Annotated in this window: 19 protein-coding genes; 4 read left to right on the forward strand and 15 right to left on the reverse strand. The window is 41.3% G+C overall.

Going from position 1 to position 22028, the window contains the following annotated elements; all coding sequences use genetic code 11:
• Nucleotides 1-3 precede the first annotated feature (3 nt).
• From AACX33_RS05695 to AACX33_RS05730, 8 genes are all read right to left on the reverse strand, one after another.
• Complete coding sequence (locus tag AACX33_RS05695) at nt 4-1590, reverse strand: hypothetical protein (RefSeq protein ID WP_194000786.1); 1587 nt, start codon at nt 1588-1590, stop codon at nt 4-6.
• Between the two features lie 75 nt (nt 1591-1665).
• Complete coding sequence (locus AACX33_RS05700; RefSeq protein WP_322744537.1) at nt 1666-2901, reverse strand: hypothetical protein; 1236 nt, start codon at nt 2899-2901, stop codon at nt 1666-1668.
• Nucleotides 2859-4913: a tubulin-like doman-containing protein gene (locus AACX33_RS05705; protein ID WP_322744536.1), complete on the reverse strand. Its 2055-nt coding sequence runs from the start codon at nt 4911-4913 to the stop codon at nt 2859-2861. The genes AACX33_RS05700 and AACX33_RS05705 overlap by 43 nt, the downstream gene beginning before the upstream one ends.
• 18 nt (nt 4914-4931) lie before the next feature.
• Nucleotides 4932-6065 carry a VWA domain-containing protein gene (locus AACX33_RS05710; protein ID WP_194000784.1) on the reverse strand — a complete coding sequence of 378 codons (1134 nt, stop codon included), beginning with the start codon at nt 6063-6065 and terminating at the stop codon, nt 4932-4934.
• A gap of 377 nt (nt 6066-6442) precedes the next feature.
• The gene (locus tag AACX33_RS05715) at nt 6443-6688 is read right to left on the reverse strand and encodes a hypothetical protein (protein ID WP_194000782.1); all 246 of its coding nucleotides are present in this window, start codon (nt 6686-6688) and stop codon (nt 6443-6445) included.
• A 2-nt stretch (nt 6689-6690) separates the two neighbouring features.
• Nucleotides 6691-7503 (reverse strand): hypothetical protein, encoded by an 813-nt coding sequence (locus tag AACX33_RS05720; protein ID WP_194000780.1) that lies wholly within the window; start codon nt 7501-7503, stop codon nt 6691-6693.
• A 176-nt stretch (nt 7504-7679) separates the two neighbouring features.
• Nucleotides 7680-8456: an RNA polymerase sigma factor SigF gene (locus AACX33_RS05725; RefSeq protein ID WP_194000778.1), complete on the reverse strand. Its 777-nt coding sequence runs from the start codon at nt 8454-8456 to the stop codon at nt 7680-7682.
• Between the two features lie 701 nt (nt 8457-9157).
• Nucleotides 9158-9994: a photosystem II manganese-stabilizing polypeptide gene (locus AACX33_RS05730; protein ID WP_194000776.1), complete on the reverse strand. Its 837-nt coding sequence runs from the start codon at nt 9992-9994 to the stop codon at nt 9158-9160.
• Between the two features lie 206 nt (nt 9995-10200).
• Between AACX33_RS05730 and AACX33_RS05735 the strand changes: the two genes are divergently transcribed.
• The 4 genes from AACX33_RS05735 to ftsZ all read left to right on the forward strand — a co-directional run bounded on the left by AACX33_RS05735 (nt 10201) and on the right by ftsZ (nt 14215).
• Complete coding sequence (locus tag AACX33_RS05735) at nt 10201-10392, forward strand: hypothetical protein (protein ID WP_194000774.1); 192 nt, start codon at nt 10201-10203, stop codon at nt 10390-10392.
• Between the two features lie 55 nt (nt 10393-10447).
• Complete coding sequence (locus AACX33_RS05740) at nt 10448-10858, forward strand: hypothetical protein (protein WP_227788874.1); 411 nt, start codon at nt 10448-10450, stop codon at nt 10856-10858.
• Between the two features lie 866 nt (nt 10859-11724).
• A complete protein-coding gene (locus AACX33_RS05745; RefSeq protein WP_194000772.1) occupies nt 11725-12537 on the forward strand; it encodes a cell division protein FtsQ/DivIB in 813 nt (270 codons plus the stop codon).
• A gap of 394 nt (nt 12538-12931) precedes the next feature.
• A complete protein-coding gene (gene ftsZ, locus AACX33_RS05750) occupies nt 12932-14215 on the forward strand; it encodes a cell division protein FtsZ (RefSeq protein WP_194000770.1) in 1284 nt (427 codons plus the stop codon).
• A gap of 311 nt (nt 14216-14526) precedes the next feature.
• On the opposite strand, the gene gshB is transcribed toward ftsZ, so the two are convergent.
• From gshB to AACX33_RS05785, 7 genes are all read right to left on the reverse strand, one after another.
• Entirely contained in the window at nt 14527-15519 is a 993-nt protein-coding gene (gshB, locus tag AACX33_RS05755) for a glutathione synthase (RefSeq protein WP_194000768.1), read from the reverse strand.
• A gap of 107 nt (nt 15520-15626) precedes the next feature.
• Nucleotides 15627-15887, reverse strand: coding sequence for a glutaredoxin 3 (gene grxC / locus AACX33_RS05760; RefSeq protein WP_194000766.1), 261 nt, complete (start codon nt 15885-15887; stop codon nt 15627-15629).
• Nucleotides 15888-16030: 143 nt separating this feature from the next.
• Nucleotides 16031-17596, reverse strand: coding sequence for a GTPase HflX (gene hflX / locus AACX33_RS05765; protein ID WP_227788875.1), 1566 nt, complete (start codon nt 17594-17596; stop codon nt 16031-16033).
• Nucleotides 17597-18112: 516 nt separating this feature from the next.
• Nucleotides 18113-18478: a type II toxin-antitoxin system PemK/MazF family toxin gene (locus AACX33_RS05770; protein ID WP_194000764.1), complete on the reverse strand. Its 366-nt coding sequence runs from the start codon at nt 18476-18478 to the stop codon at nt 18113-18115.
• On the reverse strand, nt 18471-18794 hold the full coding sequence (locus AACX33_RS05775) for a DUF2281 domain-containing protein (protein ID WP_194000762.1): 324 nt from the start codon (nt 18792-18794) through the stop codon (nt 18471-18473). Before AACX33_RS05775 ends, AACX33_RS05770 begins: the two co-directional genes overlap by 8 nt.
• A gap of 81 nt (nt 18795-18875) precedes the next feature.
• Entirely contained in the window at nt 18876-19133 is a 258-nt protein-coding gene (locus AACX33_RS05780; protein ID WP_194000760.1) for a UPF0175 family protein, read from the reverse strand.
• A 25-nt stretch (nt 19134-19158) separates the two neighbouring features.
• A partial coding sequence (locus AACX33_RS05785; protein WP_227788876.1) for a tetratricopeptide repeat protein occupies nt 19159-22028 on the reverse strand: 2870 nt, incomplete at its 5' end.

Raw genomic sequence — 22028 nt, forward strand, 5'->3', positions numbered from 1 at the left:
ATATTAGGTATGTGTCAAACTATCTGTGATTTTCTCTGGAGGCGCAGATGGCAAACTTTTTTCTTTCTGCCGCCAGCGATAAATTTCATGTTTAGCATCATTGAGATGCTGAATACATTCTTGCAAATTAGTATTAATATTTTGCAGATTATCTTGACTTACTGCTGTTTGTTTACTCACCCCTGTCAGCAAGAGATTACCCATATTTTGATATTCTGTAGCCAAAGTAGAATTACCACTGGCCATTAGCTGTGATAAGTTTTGATGATTACCATCTATTTTTTGAGAGAGATTAATCAGTGCTAAATTAACTTCTACGGCGTAACTATTCCCTATATCTATTAATTCTTGTAAAGCTGCACCAATTACCTGTAAACTTTCAGATTTATCGATAATATTATGTTCTAATTTATCAAGTCTATTAACTGCTTTGCGAAAACTATTAGCACCTTGCTGGAGTTGGGGAATAATTTCACTGAGAGAATTTTGGTTAACTTGATGTAACTCCAATACTTGAGATGAAGTTTGATTCACAACCTTAATTTCTGCTCCCAGTTCCTTAACTGCAATCACGAATGTTTCCAGCGATTGAGTTGTATTAGCTAAACTTGCAGCCGAGGCTGAAAATCTCTCCTGTGTCTGCGTTAAATTTGTAGTAGCTGCTGATAACTTTTCCGGAAATTGACTACGCTCAAATATTTCCGCAGATTCTTTAAATATATATGATTTAGCATTGAGTTGATAAATTGCAGTTTCAAATTGACTAGCAGCAGCAGATATAGTCCCAGCCGCTTCTGTAAATCGCTCATACACTTGTCTTGCTAAATCTGTAACTTCCTGATTACCTGCGGCGATTTGTTGTGCTACTTTACCCATAGACTTTTCGACAGCATCGCGCACAGTATCACCAAATCTAGTTAAAAATTCATCCTGCTGGGATACCATTTTATTGACTATTTTATCAAGTCGATTATCACCCTGTACTTGAGGCAAATAAATATTATCGAGATAATCTTCTAAAGAACTCAACACTTGATATTTTAAAGCGCCCGTATTCAATTTAAAGTTGACTATTGTTAAGAATGCACTAAAGAACAATCCCGTCAAACTCGTCACAAACGCAATACTCATTCCTTCTAATGGTTTTTTTAATTGTTCAACTAAACCACTAATATCGGCAGCATTCGTTTGATTAATAGCTTGACTCAGAGTATATAGATTAAATGTAATTCCAAAAAAAGTGCCAATTAAGCCAAAAGCCAAGAGCAAATTGGGCATAATTCGACAAAAATAATCAATTTGATCCAGAGAAAATATTTTAATCTTTTCTTGGCTATAAACTTGGTCAATTAAAGCTGCTGTATTAACTTGATCTAACTGACTACTAGCACGCTGAAATCTCCTTTCCAGTGTTGCTATAATTTTTGTTTCTTGTAATCCCCGTGATTTATTATGAATTAGTCTTTGAACTTCCTTGGCTAAATTTTGCAAATATTGATATAAAGCCCAGCGAAACAGGATTGTAATTATGGATGGAAGAACAATGATCACAAGAGTGATCATAATCAAGGACTCTAGTATTGGTGGCATGATACTTCCCTAGATATGCAAGAATATGAGAGGATGATAAAATTACAGTCAATATTTACCACTCAATAAATGAGCCTAAATTGAGTATTGATTCAGGATTCTTTGTTTTTCGCGATCGTAATCTTCTGGAGTAATCAAATTATCCGCTAAACAATGTTTTAAATTCTCCAAAGCTAACCGCATTTTTGCCATATTATCAGTAGATTCTACCGGATAACTATCTACTATCTCGCCAACAATCGCCTTTTGAGTTGCAGAGTTTTGTGGCGGAGCAAGTTGAGGAATTGCAGAATTAAATTGCTGATTCATTTTTCTGCGGAAACGAATAATGATTCCTTCCTTGGTTGTCGGGTCATTACTGCCAATCACTGCTATTTTGTAAGGAGAATTGGGATGATCTTCTGGTAATCCATCAACTTCTTTGACAAACTTTCTTAGTTTAGGTAAATATTCATTTTGCCAAAGTTCAGGTTGTCTTTGAATCACAGCAATTTCCTGATCTAAAATCTCTTGTAAAGTCTTATTCATATTCTGATGGTTAGCAAGTTCCTCCAAAGCTTGACCCCATTCACAACTAAGAGCAGCTATATAATAATCATCACGCAAATCATCATAATATTTAAATTCTAATTGCTGATTTTGCGGATTTATTTGCAATAGTTCTAAAGCCAAACAGGGATAGAAGACATCTTCTAATTGTTCTATGGTGATGGCATCTGGGGGAATAATATCAGGAAACGTCACCCGATAATCATTATGTAAAAAAGATGTTGCTGAATTTTGTTCTCTCAAGTAATAGTTTCCCATTCTTTCCAGACTACTAATTAATCTCAGAGGAAACCCAGCATACTCATTTAAAAATAAAATTTCATCGTCAGCTTGCATTGATTTTAAAACACTTGTGGAAACTCCTAAATCCTGAGTCAGCAAAGTTGTAAACTGTCTCACTTCTAATTCGTCGGTATCCTTAAATCCCACTAATTTACTACTTTTAGCTGGGTCATCCCGAAAATAGGGGTCACTTAAATTTAAACGCAGAAGTGGTTCAGCTTCCTGCATAATTTGTGCTAACCGAGTCGAACGTGCTGTTGAGTAGTTTTGGATAAAGCGTTTAATCACTGATTTGACAATATTACTACCGCGCAACGCAAATATACTGTCAACTTTCAGATCAATGTCTGCTTGTAGTAGTTCTTGAGTAGTGCGTTCTTTGTCAATAAAACTTGCTAAAGAATTTCCCCTCCCAGTTTGTTCTGTAATGGCTGAACTCACCAATACCAAAGGAGAACGGACATCATCTTCTGGTAACATAGTTTGGTGACAGCATTCAACATTTCTGCCTCATTATCAAATATGGCTTCACCACTCATTTCATCGAAATTAAATTGTCTTAAGTCTCTATCTTGCTTTTCATAAATATTTTTCACATCTTCTACTAAGCTACTAAAAGCAGTCATTTGCGTATTTTTGTTTTGGACATATTTACGCAGTGTATTAACAATTTTTAGTGTTTCTTGAAGTACAGCTAACTCAAAATTATGCTTGATAAGTTTACAAATTTCCTGTAAACCTTTTTTCGTTTCTGCTTGGAATTGGGTATTTTTCGTATTTAAGAATGGCAGCCCCAATTTATCCTCAACATCTGCAATAGTTTGTTCCGTATCTCGCCAGGATTTATCTATATTTTCTAATCGATGACTGTTACCCAACCCTGTAATTGCTGCTTGTAAATTACGTTGATAGTTATTGAGTTCATGTTGCAACGCATCTAACCAGTCGCGGCTACTTTTTATGGAAAAGTTAGGTTCTATGGGTGTAAGTAATTGACTTAAATAATCATCAATATGACTCTGAAATTCTTTAGTCAGTTGAGGAGAAGCTTGGATTAATCTAGTTAACCAAATACCCCTACTACTTTCAGTTTCACCAGGTTGAACTTTGCGAAATTGTTCGCGGAATTCTCTGGGTAACTTTTGCCGAAGACTATGGCGATCATCTTTATTTTGAGATTCGGCAATTAATCTATCTAGTCTAGTTCTCCAAGTGTTAAGACTACTATGAAATGTCTTGTTATATTCCTGGACAGTTTCTGCTAGTTTAGTAGTTAAACCATTTCTGGTAGCTAGGTCATTATGCCAATGATACTGGATAAGGAATTGCTCTAGTAAGTTCAAGGGATCTGGACTTTGATTTTTCCCATTTAACCAAAAATTGACTAATTCTAAACTAACTTGGTTTAAGGAAATTTGGATGACGATATCACGAGGAAAATAAATCGCGGCTAATCCAAATGTGAGGTAGCGCTGAGTATTGGGACGTGGGTGTTTATCCCATTGGATAATATGTTGTAAAAAGTTGTCTCTATTACCTTTGATGATGGGTGCTAATTCCCCAGTAAAGTCTAAAGCAATCTTATGAGCAATGACATTGCATAACTTACCTTGTGTTAATATTGTGTATTCGCCGCTTGTTTGATGAGAAACCAAATAGGAATAATCGAATGGTGGGCGTTTTTCTTGAAAATATACGGGATTTTGAATATCATAACAAGCTGCAAATTCTGTACCAGGACTGCTATAGTAATTTAATTCTTTCAGGGCGGCATAAGTGTTAGCATTCATGCTGGGAGTATTACCATACAATTCTGGACTAATCACTAAATAACCGACAATTTGCGGACTTTGATCACCATACATATGTCGCAGACTATAAGCAGTATCCAAAAACATTCCACTTCCTGTGCCACCGCACAAGGAAGCAACAACAAAAATACTCAATCCTGATTCTACTTTTAAACCTGCTTTCAGCAAGAAAGACTCGTGTCCTCTGGTGCGTCTTTCGGCGTTTTCAATTGCTGATTGAATTTTGTGATGATTGTGGAAAAAAGCCAGCCTTCCTACTGGTCTAATGCCTTTTGCACCTTCTTCCACTGCTTTAATATTTCGTAATAACTGAGGTGGAAACCATCTAGCAATATGATCATAAGGCCCATATTGAGTATATTCGGAACGCCGCTCTATTCCTTCTACAAACATTGTCACTTCTTTCGATGACATAGTAGCGGTGACTTTCTCTGCTTCCCGGAAACTCAGGTCAACACCATGATAAATACTACCTGTGCGAATACCAGTGACTTGAGTGGAGGCTTTGTCAGTATCAAGGTGGACAAAACTGATAATTGGTAGGTTAGTTAAATCTCCATAACGGTCTACAATTAACCTCCGAATTCGCATTAAAACATCTCTTCCAGTACCACCTAATCCTATACAAATTGTGCGATTTATTCCCCGGTATTGCTGGTGATTGGTAGTTGCTGAATTCATAAGATGTTTCCTGAGATGCTATTTTTTAATTTGAATGATAATTTCGTAATCGAGTTGGGGAGTATTGGGAAAATTTAGCCTAAATTTAGAAGTTGATATTAAGGTATTTGAAGTAATTTGTTGACCGTTATAATGAATATTTTCTATATTAGGTACTAAATAAAGTTTATCTCCTTTTCGTTCTAGATAGCCTCTAACTTTTGTCCCTGGACAGTCGATAAAATCTGTACAATTTGCATCGTCTTCACCAATGGCAATTCTTTGATTATTTTTTAATGTACATATTTGTTCTTCATGTTCTTCAACATAAATGTGCAATTGCCACTTTTGACGCAATCGAGATAATTTAAATATTCCCCCTAATAAACTAGCAAGTATTAATAGTAAAGTTAAACTGGGAAGCCATAGTTGCTGCCTTAAATAAAGGTTGACTAAGCAAGTTTCTTGATTACCTGGTGCGGGTGTACAACATTCTTGAACTGTGGCAGCAATATCAACGACAGTTAATGTATATGGTTTATTTTCCGGGGTGGTGATGGAGAGCGATCGCTTGTCAATAGGTAAGATGTTTATCCAAGCCTGTCGCTCTTGACTTTCAGGAGAATCAGCAATTCGCAATGGACTATCAGCAGGAGTTTCTATCCATACTTCTGAAGTAATCCCTGGTTGTGTAAATAAAGGTGCATCTGTTAACCAAACAACAGATTGTGGCTTAATTGCTTGATTTTTTTGCAGGCGATTGTGATTAATCTGAGCGACACCTTGATAAATAGTTAATTCGGCGCGCTGAATATCTGTACCATAATAGTTTTTATCAGATGTTAAGGGGATTTTTGCTAATAGTTGTGCCAGATTTTCTGGACTTTTATGAATATATTTAATTGGGTTAGCTAAAGGATTGACACTAGGTGTTACTTCCCCTAAAACTACATCTTTAGCAAATGGCACAATATAAATTTCATCTCCTGGTTTAATGCTGTCTTCAATTATTTGACGCAAGCGAATCCGACCTTCATTATTTAAGCCGACGCTTTCTGTCAAATCAATTGCCAAGATGACATCTCGACCACCACCTAGCCTAGAAACTAAACTTAATCCAAATTGTTGTTTAGGAGTTATTTGTTGTCCAGGGGTAATTTTTGTTAAAACCACAAATTAAACAGCCCCGAAAATACTATGTAATAATTTTTGCACGGTATGCAGTCCACTCTTTCAATATAAGACAGCCCGCAATTCTGTTTGTATAGTTTAGTATATGCGGATATTCTAGTGTTTTTGGCAGTAATTTTACATTACTAGTGTGTTACAGCCTATTTCATTTGAGTAGGTAGGCAGGGAGGGGATATTTGCCCTCCCCCAGAATATTTATAATATTAAGGTGTGTACTTCATTTACTTGCAAAGTGCTGGATGTAAAAAAATTACGTAAAAAAATAGACCTGTATGATTAACAAGGTCACTTTGGAGAAGAAAAAGCCTAATTTGATCTACAGGTTAAGGAAAAAATTCAGCGATGGTTTGTCGAGGGTATTAAACACCGTAGCGGTTGCGATAATAAGCCAAAATTTGCTGTATGCGTTGCTGACTTTCGGAATCAGAACTGGGTATTCCAGAAATCCATAAGCCAGCAATTTGGCTTTGATTGTAATCAAATTCTGAGGATGCTTGGGGAATTAATCCAGCTTCTATCCCTGCGACTTGGCGTAAATGAGCGGCTATTTCTCGATAGACAGCGAGAGATAAACCAGGGAATTCAATTTTTTCTTGAGTTTCCATCTTTAAGAAGCTTCAGGATTAGTAGCTGATGATGCGGAGTTGACAGGCTCTTCACCTACCATCCTGGCAACTTCAATACCATATTGTTCCAGAATGACAATCGGATTGGAACCTTCATTCATTTCAATACGTTTAATTAACAAACCACTACCCAGGCGCTGTCCCGCCTGTACATAACGACTTGTGGCTTCATTCGGTACTTTAATAATTGCTTGAAGTTTTTCTCCAATTAGCACTACACCACTCACCATTACTCCCTCAGCTAATTCAGGTTGTGGTGGTGGTGGTAGCACAGTTCCTATAGTAGGATTAGCAATCACTCCGGGCATAACGTTTGGTAGAACTGAGGGCGGTCTAGTATCAGGCTTAGGTACATTTGTCCCTGGAGTTGAAGCCGCAGTAGTTGGTGTAGTTCTAGTAGCAGGAGCCGCGCTGGGTGTTCGCAGTCTACCGATGGGAGGAATCAGGGGAGGTCTAGCTGTTGGTAGGGTAGGTATTCCAGAAACCTCTGTGGGAGATGTTGCTGTCGGTATTGTCCGAACAGGCCGCTGGAAAAGTTCGGCAAATGGGTCATTTCGACCTTTTGAAACTATTTGCTCGCGCTCTCTAGGATTAGTGAGTTGAATCAAGTTAGGAGTTGCAGAGGCACTTGTTTCTGGTTCTTTGCTAGGTACTACAGGATTAGTAAAGGATTCAGTGGGTGTTGGAGGTGTAATAGGCGTTGGCTCAACAGCCTGTTCTACTTCTCCGATTGTACATCCAGCGATCGCTAACATTGAAAGAGCTACAAATGCAATTGGGAAATTTTTGTCCATTAGCTGTTCTCAAAAGCTCTAGGAAACGTTGCTGCTTGTGGAAATCAATATTGCCTAGCTATATTTTCTATATTTATAGGCAATCTATGTTACCTTTATAACCTAATTTTGGTAATTTTAAAGGTTATGATTAGCACCACCAGCCTAGCTTCAATGGGACTTCACCTCACTTGGAGTTAATCTTCTTTCGCACTCATCAGGTGCTTTAACAAGCCTAGTCCTTTTTTGACTCTGCGGGAAACTGTAACGACACTAATTCCTAGAAGTTCTGCTACTTGTTTTTGGGTCAAATCCTGGAAAAATACACCCTCTAACACGTCACGAGTACATTTTTCTAACTGGAACAGTGCTTGTTGCAAGCGAATTTGATCTTCTTGCGCTAGTTGAAAGCTGCGGTAACTGGGATCAGGAACTAATTCTCCCAGGCTGGTAGTTCCTTCTTCTCCGTCCAAAACTGGAACATCTAGGCTCAGAGGAGAGCGATTGACACAGGCGAGTTTAATTTCTTGCCATTCGTTGGGAGTAATTGCCAATGCGGTTGCTAATTCAGCGTCGGTAGGTTGGCGATTATATTGTTCGCGCAAAGCACGTGAGACGGCTATGGACTGCTGTTGTAATGCTAAATAGCGCCGAGGAATTCGGACGGTAACGCCTTTGTCTCGGAGATAGTGTTGAATTTCACCCCGAATGTAGGGAATAGCAAAGGAGCTGAAGGCGTGTCCCTTGGATATTTCAAATTTCTCAATGGCCCTAATTAAACCCAAATAACCAACTTGGAGTAAATCATCATAATTTTCATGACATTGATTCATCCAATAGTGGGCTTCTTTTCTCACAAGTCCAAAATTTAGTTTTACCAGTTGATTGCGAATAGTTTCTGAGCGAGATTGCTCGTACTCTCGTAATAGCTGCCAAATTTCGTGCTTCAGTTCGTTGCTGGCTGTAGTAGGCATAACACCGCATTTATTTATTAAAATAAATAGTGAATATACGCTTAGAAAAATCTGCAATTGCAAAATTCCCCAGAAAAATTTTGCTTAATCTCTCTGGTTAAACATGGTGTAAATCACGAATATTCTGGTTAAACACCTTATTAAATTCACAATTGAGCTAGATTTAAATAAGCGCAATTGCTATTTTTATGGTTATTTAGATTGGTTAATTTCTGTAGGTTGTTAGTCTACATATAGACAAAATATAAAATTATTGGTTCATTTACAAACCGAAATTGTACTTAACTTTATTAATTTATTAATTTATTAAGAAGGTTAATTTCCATGATTTCGCTAAAAACTGAAAATTCCCTTCTCAGTAATAATACTAGCTTTAATCAATTCGATTGATGAGAAATTGACAATTATCCAGTAGCTGATCCTAGCTCTATGTCAGGGTTGTATTCATCTCATGCATCAGCTAACTAGGTCGGCGTAAATAAAGTTAACTGGCTAGGGTCGTAATTTGTCCTTTGTCCTTTGTCCTTTGTCATTAGTCATTGGGAAGTTACCGTCTTCTCCCCCCTGCTCCCTGCTCCCCTGCTTCTTCTCCCTACTCCCCGGCTATCCTTGATAAAAAACCCATTTGCTTCCAGATTAAAGGAGACAAATGGGTAAAGTTTTGCGAGCAAGTGAATAATTAGATCATCATTCCAGGGAATTTAGGCGCGATTTGGTTCAACTCGTGCATAAAACAGACCCCGAATCTTGACTTCTTTCGGTTCGCCAGCACCCAAATCAGTATCAGAGGGCTGTTCGCTCTCGAAAGTACCAGCGATTTCACCACTAAGGCTATCTACTTTCGCTATTTGCAGAGAAATTGTGCCATTAAGAGGTTCCACACTTTTGACATTTGCGCGGGTGAGTTCTTCGTCATCAGCTTGGGCAGGAAGAGCCACAGCATTATCGTAGCCACTGACGACACCACGACCTTTAGGATCTAGGAAAGAAGCACCACGGTAGGAGGGAACCTTGAAAGTACCTTCAAAGTCCGTAGAGGTGTTAATACTGGTCAAACCAGCTTGTGTTTGAGCGACTAAATCTTTGATGGTGAAGAGGAAAGGTACTGATTCACCACCAGGAAGTTTGACAGTGATGGCTTGGAAGTCTAGACCATCAGATTCTAAAAAGGTCAAGCTATTATCTGGGTTAACTTTCAAGTCGCCTTGTACTTGGTCAATGGTAGAAGTGTATCTGGTCAACAATTTACCAGGCACAAATTCTGCTATTTGGCGTTTATTAGCAGGTTCTTCTTTGACAAAGTAATTGGTTGGTTCTAAACAGAGTTCTTTGATGACATAAGACTGGCTTGATTCAATGGGAATGGAACCACGGCTGGTTTCTGTCAGTTGGGGGCATTTGTTTGCCAAGCCAGTGCCTCTAATCTGTTCGTAAGTAAGTACATCCCTACTATTGGAAGCAGTGGGAGCATCACTGCAAGCAGTTAATAGCCCCAGGCATACAGCCAAGAATGCAACAATTAAAGCGCGATACCTCATGGTCAACCTCAATCTCAAAAATTAATATCTAAGTTGTAAAACTAATGCCTATGGCATTTTCGGTGTTGCCCAAATGTTTCTGTATTATGTTATGTGTTGCCACTAGATACAAATACAGTCCATTGCTTTATGGGTAAATTAGCCAGATCATACGATTTTTTTTAACTCAAGATCAAAGCTCTCTGCTCTGATCCCAAAATACCTGATTGGATTTAGCTGACTACGAGGTTGTGCGAGAGGTGATGACTCGGTGGAAAACTAGATTATGGTTGCCTGTGTTGTGGACTGAGGAATTAGAGTTCAAAGCCTCTCTGGGACTGACTTATAGCTTGGAAGACTGGATGATTTCCGACTTGATCTACCTATTTATGCACTGGAAAATTTGTGATCACGAATAAAAACCAAGAATCTTCGGTAAATTTGAGTAGGCCTCATTTACACGGAGATAGTTGCATGAGCAACCAAAAAAGTTGGGAATTAGGGAATTTATCGGCACAACTGCAAGCGATCGCCACGGCAGTGCATGATGTAGCTAGCATTTCTCAAGGAGATGCGATCGCTCTTTTGGCCTTGCTGCGGCATTTAGAACAGTTACATCGAGAGATTCGGGATAGTGCTTTTCAAGAGAGTTTGCCTGATAACCGCCAAAAACTCTACTCTTTACTCAAAGATATTGAGTCGGAAGGCGGCTGGCCTTACATTGAACGCATGAGACTGAAAGCCTTTTTAGCGACTTTGCCACCAGCAGCAATGGAAAATTATGGTGATTCCGAAAAGAGTGATCAGGTATTAGAGAGCGATGGGCAAAGCCCCGCCTTTCCTACGGAACCCTGCGCGAACGGCGATCGCACTTTGAGTTGGTAAGCTGAAAAAAAGTTTCGAGTTTTGAATTAAAACTTGATAGCGCTTCACAACTCTTAACTCATAAATCTAAAATTTAGCACCTGCGGCTCATGGGATCACCAAGAAATTATCTATGCAACCACAAACAATCAGGTGGTCAAAATGTAAGTTCCCCAAAATCATCGTTTGGTCTTCACTAGCCGATGCCAGTATTTGACCATAGGGCTAATGCTGACACTTCACACTAGCCAGGATGCCGGCTGAAGGTGGGAATTTATGGGGATTTGCTTTCCTCATGCCCAAATTTGACTGTGCTGTTCCACAGCCAGCAATTCATCCTTGGGATTGAAAGTAACAGCATTGAGGCGATCGCTGTATACCTTGATGAGTGTTTTTAACAACGTCCCATCCTGTCGTCATCACTTGACTCTATTGTCTCAACTGGCAAATGCTGATCATTAGTGATCTCAAATGAAGGTATCTACGCTTCCAGTTGAAAGTCTGTTTATATCCCAAAAACCTCTAGCCAGTAATGCAGACGCATAATTAATCAACTCACTCTTTGCGTCTTCCGGATGTCAGAATTCATAAGGGGGTTGCTGATAGTAGATATTGTGTTATGTTGGTCGATAATTTTTTTGTGAACTTTTTAGCAAATAGTATTAGCTATCATCTGCCAAAAAGGTTACATTCGGTTTAAACTAAACACTGCCAACTGGAATAGAAAAAAATACTAGTACTTTTAGTACTTAAATACTGCTGTAGTTGATGTCAGGTGTGAAAAAAAATCTGGAGGAGAAAGATTCATAAATACTGAGACGTTAATTAATCAATATCAATGATCCGAAGCTACCCCATAATTTGACTGCAACCAGAAAGAGGTTTGAATGGCTGGCATAGTATCAGTTTCCCAAAGGGCTTTAGCCCAGCGCCGTCAAAAAATCCGACGGCAGAGGCAGATGAAAATTATTCAGGCTATTTGGCGAACTCTTGCCATTAGTGGTCTAGCTGGTGGTTTGCTGTGGGTGGCACTGCAACCGATATGGGTACTAAATGATCCCAAGCAAATTGTGATCAAATCAGGCAATCAATTACTATCGGAAGCGACGATTCAGTCATTACTGGTGATCTCCTATCCTCAGTCTTTATGGCGGATTGAACCGAATGCGATCGCCAAATCTTTGAAGCAACAACCGACTATTGCACAAGCAACGGTCAATCGCCGCCTTTTTCCTCCGGGATTAAACATCGAAATCCAAGAAAGAGTACCCGTAGCAATAGCTCAGATTCCAAAAAAACAGTCGCCTGCGGGCTTATTAGATGCTAGTGGGGTTTTGATTCCCTTAGAAAAATACAAATTAGTCAATCCCAACATCAAACTTCCCAGTCTCAAAGTTGTGGGAACACCAGAAAAATATGGCTCCCATTGGAGTCAACTTTATCGATCATTAAGTCAAAGTCCCGTAAAAATCAGAGAAATTGATTGGCAAGATCCCACAAATCTAATTTTGAAAACCGAACTAGGAAATGTACATCTTGGTGCTTTTAGTCCTCAGATAACCGAACAAATCAAAGTCCTCGCGCAAATGCGATATTTATCTGCAAAAATGGATTTTAGTCAAATAAACTACATTGATTTGACAAATCCAGCATCTCCCTTAGTACATTTGAACCAAACAAACCAAAAACTTAACTCCTAAACTCCTGAGAAACATCTGCTAATCTAAAGCATTAACAAGAAATAGTGGAGGGCATTATGTGCTAAATCGCCAACATAGTAGTGAAAATATTAATATTTCCTTGAAGTTATACAGATCAATTTTAAGTAAATCTCAGTATGCTTCTCTAGAATTAGCTGCGCTATGGCTTGCGGCACTGCGCCCTGAGATAGAACCCATAGCAAACTTTCTCACTCACAATCTTGTTAAGGTTGGGAGTCGTGATAACAATAAAGAACAGTGCCATAGATTTTGGCAGTGTCAATATAGTTGACTCTTAGATCAAAACCTCATGTCTAAAGCCAGGGGCTGCCTCGACACAGAGGTTCTGGTGAATCACACCTGAAAAAGTCGTTTATCTACCTTTCTGAATCCAATGACACTTGATAACAACCAAGGGCTTACCTATAAAAACTCCCAACCTGTGGGACAGCAAGGGTTTCCGCTCGCAGTCAACTCGACTAACCCCTTTAACAACTCTGGGCTGAACTTTGGACAAAACCATGACAGTAAAAAGATGTCTACGGAAAATAGCCGCATTGGCGAGATTGTGCCGGGTCGGGTTGCCAACATCAAAGTGATTGGTGTGGGTGGTGGGGGTGGAAATGCGGTTAACCGCATGATTGAGTCTGATGTCTCAGGAGTAGAGTTTTGGTCAATCAACACAGATGCTCAAGCTTTGACTTTGGCAGGTGCGCCTAGTCGATTACAAATTGGACAGAAACTTACACGAGGTTTAGGTGCAGGTGGTAATCCTGCTATTGGTCAAAAGGCAGCTGAAGAATCACGGGACGAAATTGCTACGGCTTTAGAAGGTGCTGACTTAGTTTTTATCACTGCTGGTATGGGAGGCGGTACTGGCACAGGTGCAGCCCCGATTGTCGCAGAAGTGGCAAAAGAAATGGGCGCTTTGACTGTGGGTGTTGTGACACGTCCATTTGTGTTTGAAGGTCGCCGCCGCACTAGCCAAGCTGAACAAGGCATTGAAGGGTTAAAAAGTAGAGTAGATACACTGATTATTATCCCGAATAATAAGTTGCTGGAGGTCATACCAGAGCAAACGCCTGTACAAGAAGCTTTTCGCTATGCCGATGATGTGCTGCGCCAAGGTGTACAAGGTATTTCCGATATTATTACCATCCCTGGCTTGGTAAACGTTGATTTTGCTGATGTCAGAGCCGTGATGGCAGATGCTGGATCGGCATTAATGGGGATAGGTGTCAGTTCTGGAAAATCCAGGGCTAGAGAAGCAGCGATCGCCGCTATTTCTTCGCCTTTATTAGAATGTTCTATTGAAGGAGCTAGAGGTGTTGTCTTTAATATTACCGGTGGCAGTGATTTGACTTTACATGAAGTGAATGCTGCCGCCGAAGCAATATATGAAGTCGTTGATCCTAATGCCAATATTATTTTTGGGGCCGTGATTGATGACAGGCTCCAAGGTGAGGTGAGAATTACTGTAATTGCTACTGGGTTTACAGGTGAAATACAAGCCGTACCACCCCAAAATGTGGCTAATGCGAGAGTACCAGCTACTCCCAAACGTTCAACGACACAGCAACCAGCCGTTAATTCCCCCACACCAGTTGCGGAACCTAAAGAAAAAACGGGCTTGGATATTCCAGATTTTCTGCGAAATCGGCGGACACCACGGAATTAGTTGATTGGGAATTGAAGTTGTCGATCAAATTTGCAGTCTCAGGTTGGTCTGAATGCTTTATAAAATCTAGGAGTTGAGATTTTACCAGGATCAGGGGTAAGCCATACCGTTGCTACCCCCGAAGCAGCAAATTGGTGATTGAACTTGTCCACGCTATCTACAAATTAAATTAACTTAGGCAGGAGTCCACTGACTCAGATGCCTAAATTTGTGTCGAAAATAAAAGTGAAAAGACGTGCCTAAAGGATGCGATGACCGCTTGTTTTTTGATCGTGATAAATAACCAAAGCTGACTGCAAAAGACCAGGGGTTCAAGTCAACTGCGGCAAATGATTTGAGTTTTTTAAAGTTTGCGAAATCCAGGCAATCACCTGTTCACCTAGACGAGTACCATCTAGACGGTCAATTTCACGAATTCCCGTAGGACTGGTGACGTTGACTTCCGTCAGATAACCGCCGATGATATCAATCCCCACAAAAATTAAGCCATCTTGACGTAAGGTTGCGGCTATTTCGCTACAGATTTCATACTCTCTTGGGGTAATTTTCGTTTGAGCCACAGTCCCACCAGCCGCCATATTATTCCGAAAGTCACTGCCGCTAGAAAGGCGATTGAGCGCGCCAATTGGTTCGCCATTCAGCAGGATAATTCGCTTGTCTCCTTCTTTAGCTGCTGGTAAATAAGTTTGTACCATGACTGGTAATCGACCACGCAATGTACTGAGTTCAACAATCGAGTTAAAATTGCGATCGCCTGGTTGTAAAAATAAAATTCCCTCCCCAGCTTTATTCCCCAGGGGCTTGATAATTGCTGCTCCTTTAGCTTCCAAAAATTGCCTGATTAAATGCTGATCTGCACTAACAATAGTTTCTGGAATCGCGTTAGTAAACTGAAGGGCATACATTTTTTCATTAGCCCCCCGGATACCACTAGGACTGTTAATTACTAGAGTTTTCTTTTGGTCAATGCAGTCTAGAACATAGGTGGCGTAGAGGTAAGAATCATTGACTGGTGGATCTGTCCGCATAAACACAGCGTCCATTGCTTCTAGGGAGGTAAAGCCGGGAGCGCTCAATTTATACCAAGGATTGGTGGCAATCCAGCGTCCCTCCACTAACTGCACTGGAACGAGTTCAACTTGCTGTAGAACAGCCCAAGCTTTGCTATCTACCACACTCAGCAGATTCGCCTGAGTTACCCAAATTTCATGTCCTAAAATTTGTGCTGCTTCCATCAGAGCAACGCTCGTATCATGACATGGGTCAAGCTGATGGATGGGATCAATAATAAAAGCCAGTTTCACTTTGTTTGCCTCAATCACGGAGATTTTCTTATATAGATTATCCCCTGATGATCAAACCAATTTACAATCGCTACCGGGAAAAAATCCCATGTTCACACGGTGTCAGTCTACATTGCTAGAAGCTCATCGAGCTTGCCTTGACTTTCTAAAGCGTGGATATCATCACAACCACCAACATGGTAATCATTAATAAAAATTTGCGGTAGTGAGCGTCTCCCGTTAGCTCTTTCGGACATTTTAGCCCGTTCCGCTTCATCTCCATCAATGCAATATTCCGTAAAATCAACGCCTTTTTTGTTTAACAAACTTTTGGCACGGACGCAAAACGGGCAAGTACTCCAAGTGTAAATTTCAACGCTGGCAGCCATAAAGTCCTCAATTTGATTTAATACTTTTTAATTTTAGTGGCTGTCACCGCTCTCTGATTAACAAAGAAGCGGAGCCTGTTCATCAAATCTGATTTGACGACATTAGCACCGCTTTCTAGCTAGTGACTCAAATATGTCTAAATTTACCGAGCGTCTACAACATATTTGATCAGTTGGGTTAGACGTTGACGTAGGGTTTCTAATCCTAATCGCTGACTTGCGGAAATAAACACAGCCAGGGGAAACTCTTCTTGAGCGATCGCCAGTGTGGCGCTATCTACTTGGTCAATTTTGTTGAAAATTACCAGTGCTGGGCCAGGAGTGACGGGCATTTGTGCCAAGATTTCCCTGACTGAACGAATATGGCTCAACCAAGCCGGATGAGATAAATCAACCAAATGTAGTAAGGCATCGGCTTCTGTGACTTCCTCTAAGGTGGCGCGAAAGGCATCCATTAAGGAAGCGGGCAGTTCGTGTATAAAACCTACTGTATCTGTGAGTAGAATCTCTTGAGTTGCACCAGTGTCGCCCTCAGCGATGACTAAACGGCGGGTGGTGGGGTCAAGAGTCGCAAATAACTGGTCGGCTGTATAAACTTCCGCATTGGTGAGAGCATTCAACAAAGTGGATTTACCTGCGTTGGTATAGCCCACCAAAGCCACAGAGGGAACTTCCTGATTTTGCCGTCTCAGGCGTAACCTTGAACGATGCGCCTGTAACTGGTTTACTTCTTGTTGCAGTCGGGAAATGCGTTTTTGAATCGCCCGGCGTTCTGTTTCCAGTTTCGTTTCACCAGGGCCACGAGTCCCAATACCACCACCTAACCGGGACATGGCTAGACCTCTGCCACTGAGTCGCGGCATCATATATCCTAACTGTGCCAATTCTACTTGTAATTTACCAGCACGGGATTGAGCGCGTTGAGCAAAGATATCTAAAATTACTTCGGTGCGGTCAACTACTCGGACACCAATTTTCCTTTCCAAATTACGAACTTGGGCGGGTGAGAGGTCGCGGTCAAAGACAACGAGATTAGCTCCCAGGGTTTGGGCAGTTAAGGCGATTTCTTCAACTTTACCTTCACCAACTACCGTCTGCGGATGAATGCGCGATCGCTTTTGTTGTACTGTCTGCAATACCTCTCCGCCAGCCGTATCCACCAACCGGGCTAATTCCACTATGGTGTCCTGGAATTGTTGGGGAGTCGTTTTATCAGTAATCAGTCCCACAAGTAGGACGCGATCATGGTCAGCATCTACTTCCTGGGCGACAAATTCCCGTTGAAATTCTGCTTCCAGACCTTCCACCAAGTCGATAAAGTCATGCTCTGACAGCATCTCTAAACTCATAGGCGGCGATACGCTAGAGTATAGGGCTGTGTCTTGCGCCAGGGACTTTTCATCGCTGATTGCCAATTGCGGAGTTGATACGAGGTGTTTGATACTTGATACTAGGTGAGCCAAATAAGTTTCTTTGACGTACCCAGTGGAACCACCACCACGCTTTGTAAATCCTGTGCCGGTGATATTTATCACTGCCAAAGCATCTAAACGTTGCAACGCCATCGCTGTCAGTGCCGATTCATTGGGCGGTTCTGGCTTGAGATGGGTAGCTATACAACGAATACCGCTGAGACGTTCTGCACCGTAACGGGGCAGTTCTAGCGGTGGAATTTGCGTTTGACGTGGTGTACCTACCCCTACACGCATCACTTGTCCGCGACGGTTGAGGTAGGCACATATCGGCTGATTGATTTCTGTGCTAATTGCTGCCAGACGCTGGGAGAACTCAGGCGTGGTGATGCGATCGCCTGGTATGCGCTGGTGGTACAGTCGCTGTAGTTGCTTCAGCTGACTGGCTTTTAGTCCTTGGAGATTGCCAACAATAGTTTCTATAGGCGTTTATGACCAGTAAATGGCCCCCCGAATTCTTACTTATGTCTATTTTACAACAGGGTTTTGTCTGCAAGCTCTTTCTTTTGGAGGAAGCAATCTGTATTTTTGGGGAAATTGTAACTTCAGAACCCTCAGACTAGAAGTCTGGGGCTACACAGACAAAACCCACCTACGTGGGTTAAAAAACTTGATTTTCTGTTAGTCCGCGCAGGCGGTCACTGAGCTTGTCGAAGTGCGGACTTAGTTTGTATAGCCGCGTTCGCCCTTGGCGTTGCGAAGCAATATTCCAATCGCCAGGGCTTGGTGCAAAATGTGAGTTAACGCTCCTTTTCAATCATTGCTTTCAGGAGCGTAATCAATACAGATAATTAAACCATTTAATAATTCTTGTTTGACGGCTGTTGATACTTTTCCTAAACACCTGACAAATCTCTCAGTTGTTACACTACGAACTTGCAACACATTACCTGCTGAGTCTGAGTCTAACCCATTTTCATGTTTTTTCTGGATAGGAATCATGAAAGGGCGATTTTGGAATTTAGGTTGCCATGTTGCCACAGGAATAATAATTCGCATTGGTATAGAATTGAAAATATCAGAACTAATTACAACAGCAGGGCGAGTCTTCTGGATTTCTTGCCCGTTGGTTGGATCAAGTTGCACTAACCAAATCTCACCATTTTGAGGATTAGTCATTTTCCATGTCCCAGTCTTCACCATCCAAAACGGCAAACTCTGTTAATTCAGGGTCATTCAAAAAATCTTCGGCTGTGGCGGCAATAAAAGGTGCTAGTATTTTATGCCGTTCTGCCACAGTTAGCCGAGCAATTTCTTGAAGAGATATCTGTTGTTGCTGTTGAGGCTTTGATGAATCTTCTCGGTCTAATTGCTGATGATTTGCCGTCTTTTGGACAAGAAATTCCACAAAGTCTAGGACTTCTTGTTGCTTCTCATTAGAGAGAATGCGTAAATAATTCAATACTGCTTGTTCAATATTAATTGTTTCTGGCATTTGATTTACATTCCTTTCCAGTAATTCAGATCCCTCAGACTAGAAGTCTGGGGCTACACAAACAAAGCCTGCCTACGCAGGCTAAATACAAGCATTCGTTAAGTCAGATAAAAGTTCCTCTTCTGTTAAATCAATCATCGCCACACCATAACGATGTAAATTAAGTAAAAAACTTACCCTATCTACACCTGCCAACTGTGCAGCTAAACCAGAAGAAATTCGTTTCATTTCAAATAATTTGACTGCCATTGCCATTTTTGCCTCTTGCTCAAATTCTTCTCTGGTTTGCTGTAGGGCATCTGGTAAAGTTTCTGGATACTCGATTTTAAGCTGTGACATATTTTTTGAAATAGCTTTTAAAGAATTATTTGGAATAATGTTTAAAACCAATCAGCCTCAATACGCCTTTAACGAATTGGGTTAATTTATTCCAGCCCAATTTTTGGAGTAAACTGTCAACATTTTGCTTTGCCTGAGCCATAACAAAGTCAGGGTTAATCTCATTAGCTTTACTAGTACTGGCAAATGCTTCTTTGAGTCTACCCAATTTTCTTAATGCAATCCCCCGGTTGTACCAAGCTTCGTGTTTATCAGGTTTAATTTCCAAGGCTTTGTCATAAGATGCGATCGCCTCTTCATTGCGTCCTAAATCACTGAGTGCAATCCCCCGGTTGTACCAAGCGTTGTAGTAATCAGGTTTAAATTCCAAAGCTTTGTCATAAGATGCGATCGCCTCTTCATAGCGTTCTAAATTCCCTAGCGCAACCCCCCGGTTGTACCAAGCTTGGTGGTCATCAGGTTTAAATTCCAAAGCTTTGTCATAAGATGCGATCGCTTCTTCATTACGTCCTAAATTAAATAGCGCATTCCCCCGGTCGTTCCAAGCGTAATCGTAATCAGGTTTAAATTCCAAAGCTCTGTCATAAGATGCGATCGCCTCTTCATAGTGTTCTAAATTCCCTAGCGCATTCCCCCGACAGTACCAAGCTTCGTGTAAATCAGGTTTAAATTCCAGGGCTTTTTCATAAGATGCGATCGCTTGTTCATTACGTCCTAAATTAAATAGCGCATTCCCCCGGAAATACCAAGCGTAATCGTAATCAGGTTTAAATTCCAGGGCTTTTTCATAAGATGCGATCGCTTGTTCATTACGTCCTAAATTAAATAGCGCATTCCCCCGGAAATACCAAGCGTAATCGTAATCATGTTTAAATTCCAAAGCTTTGTCATAAGATGCGATCGCTTGTTCATTGCGTCCTAAATCACTGAGTGCATTCCCCCGGCTATTCCAAGCTAGGTGGAAATCAGGTCTAATTTCCAAGGCTTTGTCATAAGATGCGATCGCTTCCTCATAGCGTCCTAAATTCCCCAGCGCAATCCCCCGGTTGTACCAAGCTAGGTGGTCATCAGGTTGAAATTCCAGGGCTTTGCCATAAGATGCTATCGCTTCTTCATAGCGCCCTAAATTTCTTAATGGAATACCCCGGTTACTCCAAGCGTGGTAATCATCAGGTTGAAATTCCAGGGCTTTGTCAAAGGATGCGAGCGCTTCTTCATTGCGTCCTAAATCCTTGAGCGCAATTCCCCTGTTATGCCATACTGTATGGTCATTTGGTTGAAATTCCAGGGCTTTGTCATAAGATGCAATCGCTTCTTCATAGCTTCCTAAATTAAATAGCGCATTCCCCCGGAAGTACCAAGCTTGGTGGTAATCAGGTTGAAATTCCAGTGCTTTGTCATAAGATGCGAGCGCTTCCTCATAGCGTCCTAAATTCCTGAGCGCAATCCCCCGGTTGTTCCAAGCTTGGTGGTAATCAGGTTGAAATTCCAGTGCTTTGTCATAAGATGCGAGCGCTTCCTCATAGCGTCCTAAATTAAATAGCGTATACCCCCGGTTGTTCCAAGCTTGGTGGTAATCAGGTTTAAATTCCAGGGCTTTGTCATAAGATGCGAGCGCTTCTTCATTGCGTCCTAAATTTACTAGCGCATACCCCCGGTTGTCCCAAGCGTTGTAGTAATCAGGTTTAAATTCCAGGGCTTTGTCATAAGATGCGAGTGCTTCTTCATTGCGTCCTAAATTAAATAGCGTATACCCCCGGTAGTACCAAGCGTAGTGGTCATCAGGTTGAAATTCCAGGGCTTTGTCAAAAGATGCGAGCGCTTCTTCATAGCATCCTAAATCATCTAGCGCATTCCCCCGGTTGTTCCAAGCGTTGTAGTAATCAGGTTTAAATTCCAGGGCTTTGTCAAAAGATGCGAGCGCTTCTTCATTGCGTCCTAAATTTACTAGCGCAATCCCCCGGTAGTCCCAAGCGTAGTGGTCATCAGGTTGAAATTCCAGGGCTTTGTCATAAGATGCGAGCGCTTCCTCATAGCGTCCTAATTTCCTGAGCGCAATCCCCCGGCTGTTCCAATATTGGTGGTCATCAGGTTGAAATTCCAGGGCTTTGTCATAAGATGCGAGCGCTTCTTCATTGCGTCCTAAATTTACTAGCGCAATCCCCCGGTAGTACCAAGCGTCGTGTTTATCAGGTTGAAATTCCAGGGCTTTGTCATAAGATGCGATCGCTTCTTCATTGCGCCCTAAATTTCTTAATGGAATACCCCGGTTACTCCAAGCGTGGTAATCATCAGGTTGAAATTCCAGGGCTTTGTCATAAGATGCGATCGCTTCCTCATAGCGTCCTAATTTCCCCAGCGCAACCCCCCGGCTGTTCCAAGCGTTGTAGTAATCAGGTTGAAATTCCAGGGCTTTGTCATAAGATGCGAGCGCTTCCTCATTGCGTCCTAAATTAAATAGCGCATTCCCCCGGTTGTCCCAAGCGTAGTGGTAATCAGGTTGAAATTCCAGGGCTTTGTCATAAGATGCGATCGCCTCTTCATAGCGTTCTAAATTAAATAGCGCATTCCCCCGGTTGTTCCAAGCGTTGTGGTAATCAGGTTGAAATTCCAGTGCTTTGTCATAAGATGCGAGCGCTTCTTCATAGCGTCCTAAATTCCTGAGCGCATTCCCCCGGTTGTTCCAAGCTTGGTGGTAATCAGGTTTAAATTCCAGTGCTTTGTCATAAGATGCGAGCGCTTCCTCATAGCGTCCTAAATTAAATAGCGTATTCCCCCGGTTGTTCCAAGCTTGGTGGTAATCAGGTTTAAATTCCAGGGCTTTGTCATAAGATGCGAGCGCTTCTTCATTGCGTCCTAAATTTACTAGCGCATACCCCCGGTTGTCCCAAGCGT

This window comes from Nodularia sp. LEGE 04288, assembly GCF_963896525.1.
GTDB lineage: Bacteria > Cyanobacteriota > Cyanobacteriia > Cyanobacteriales > Nostocaceae > Nodularia.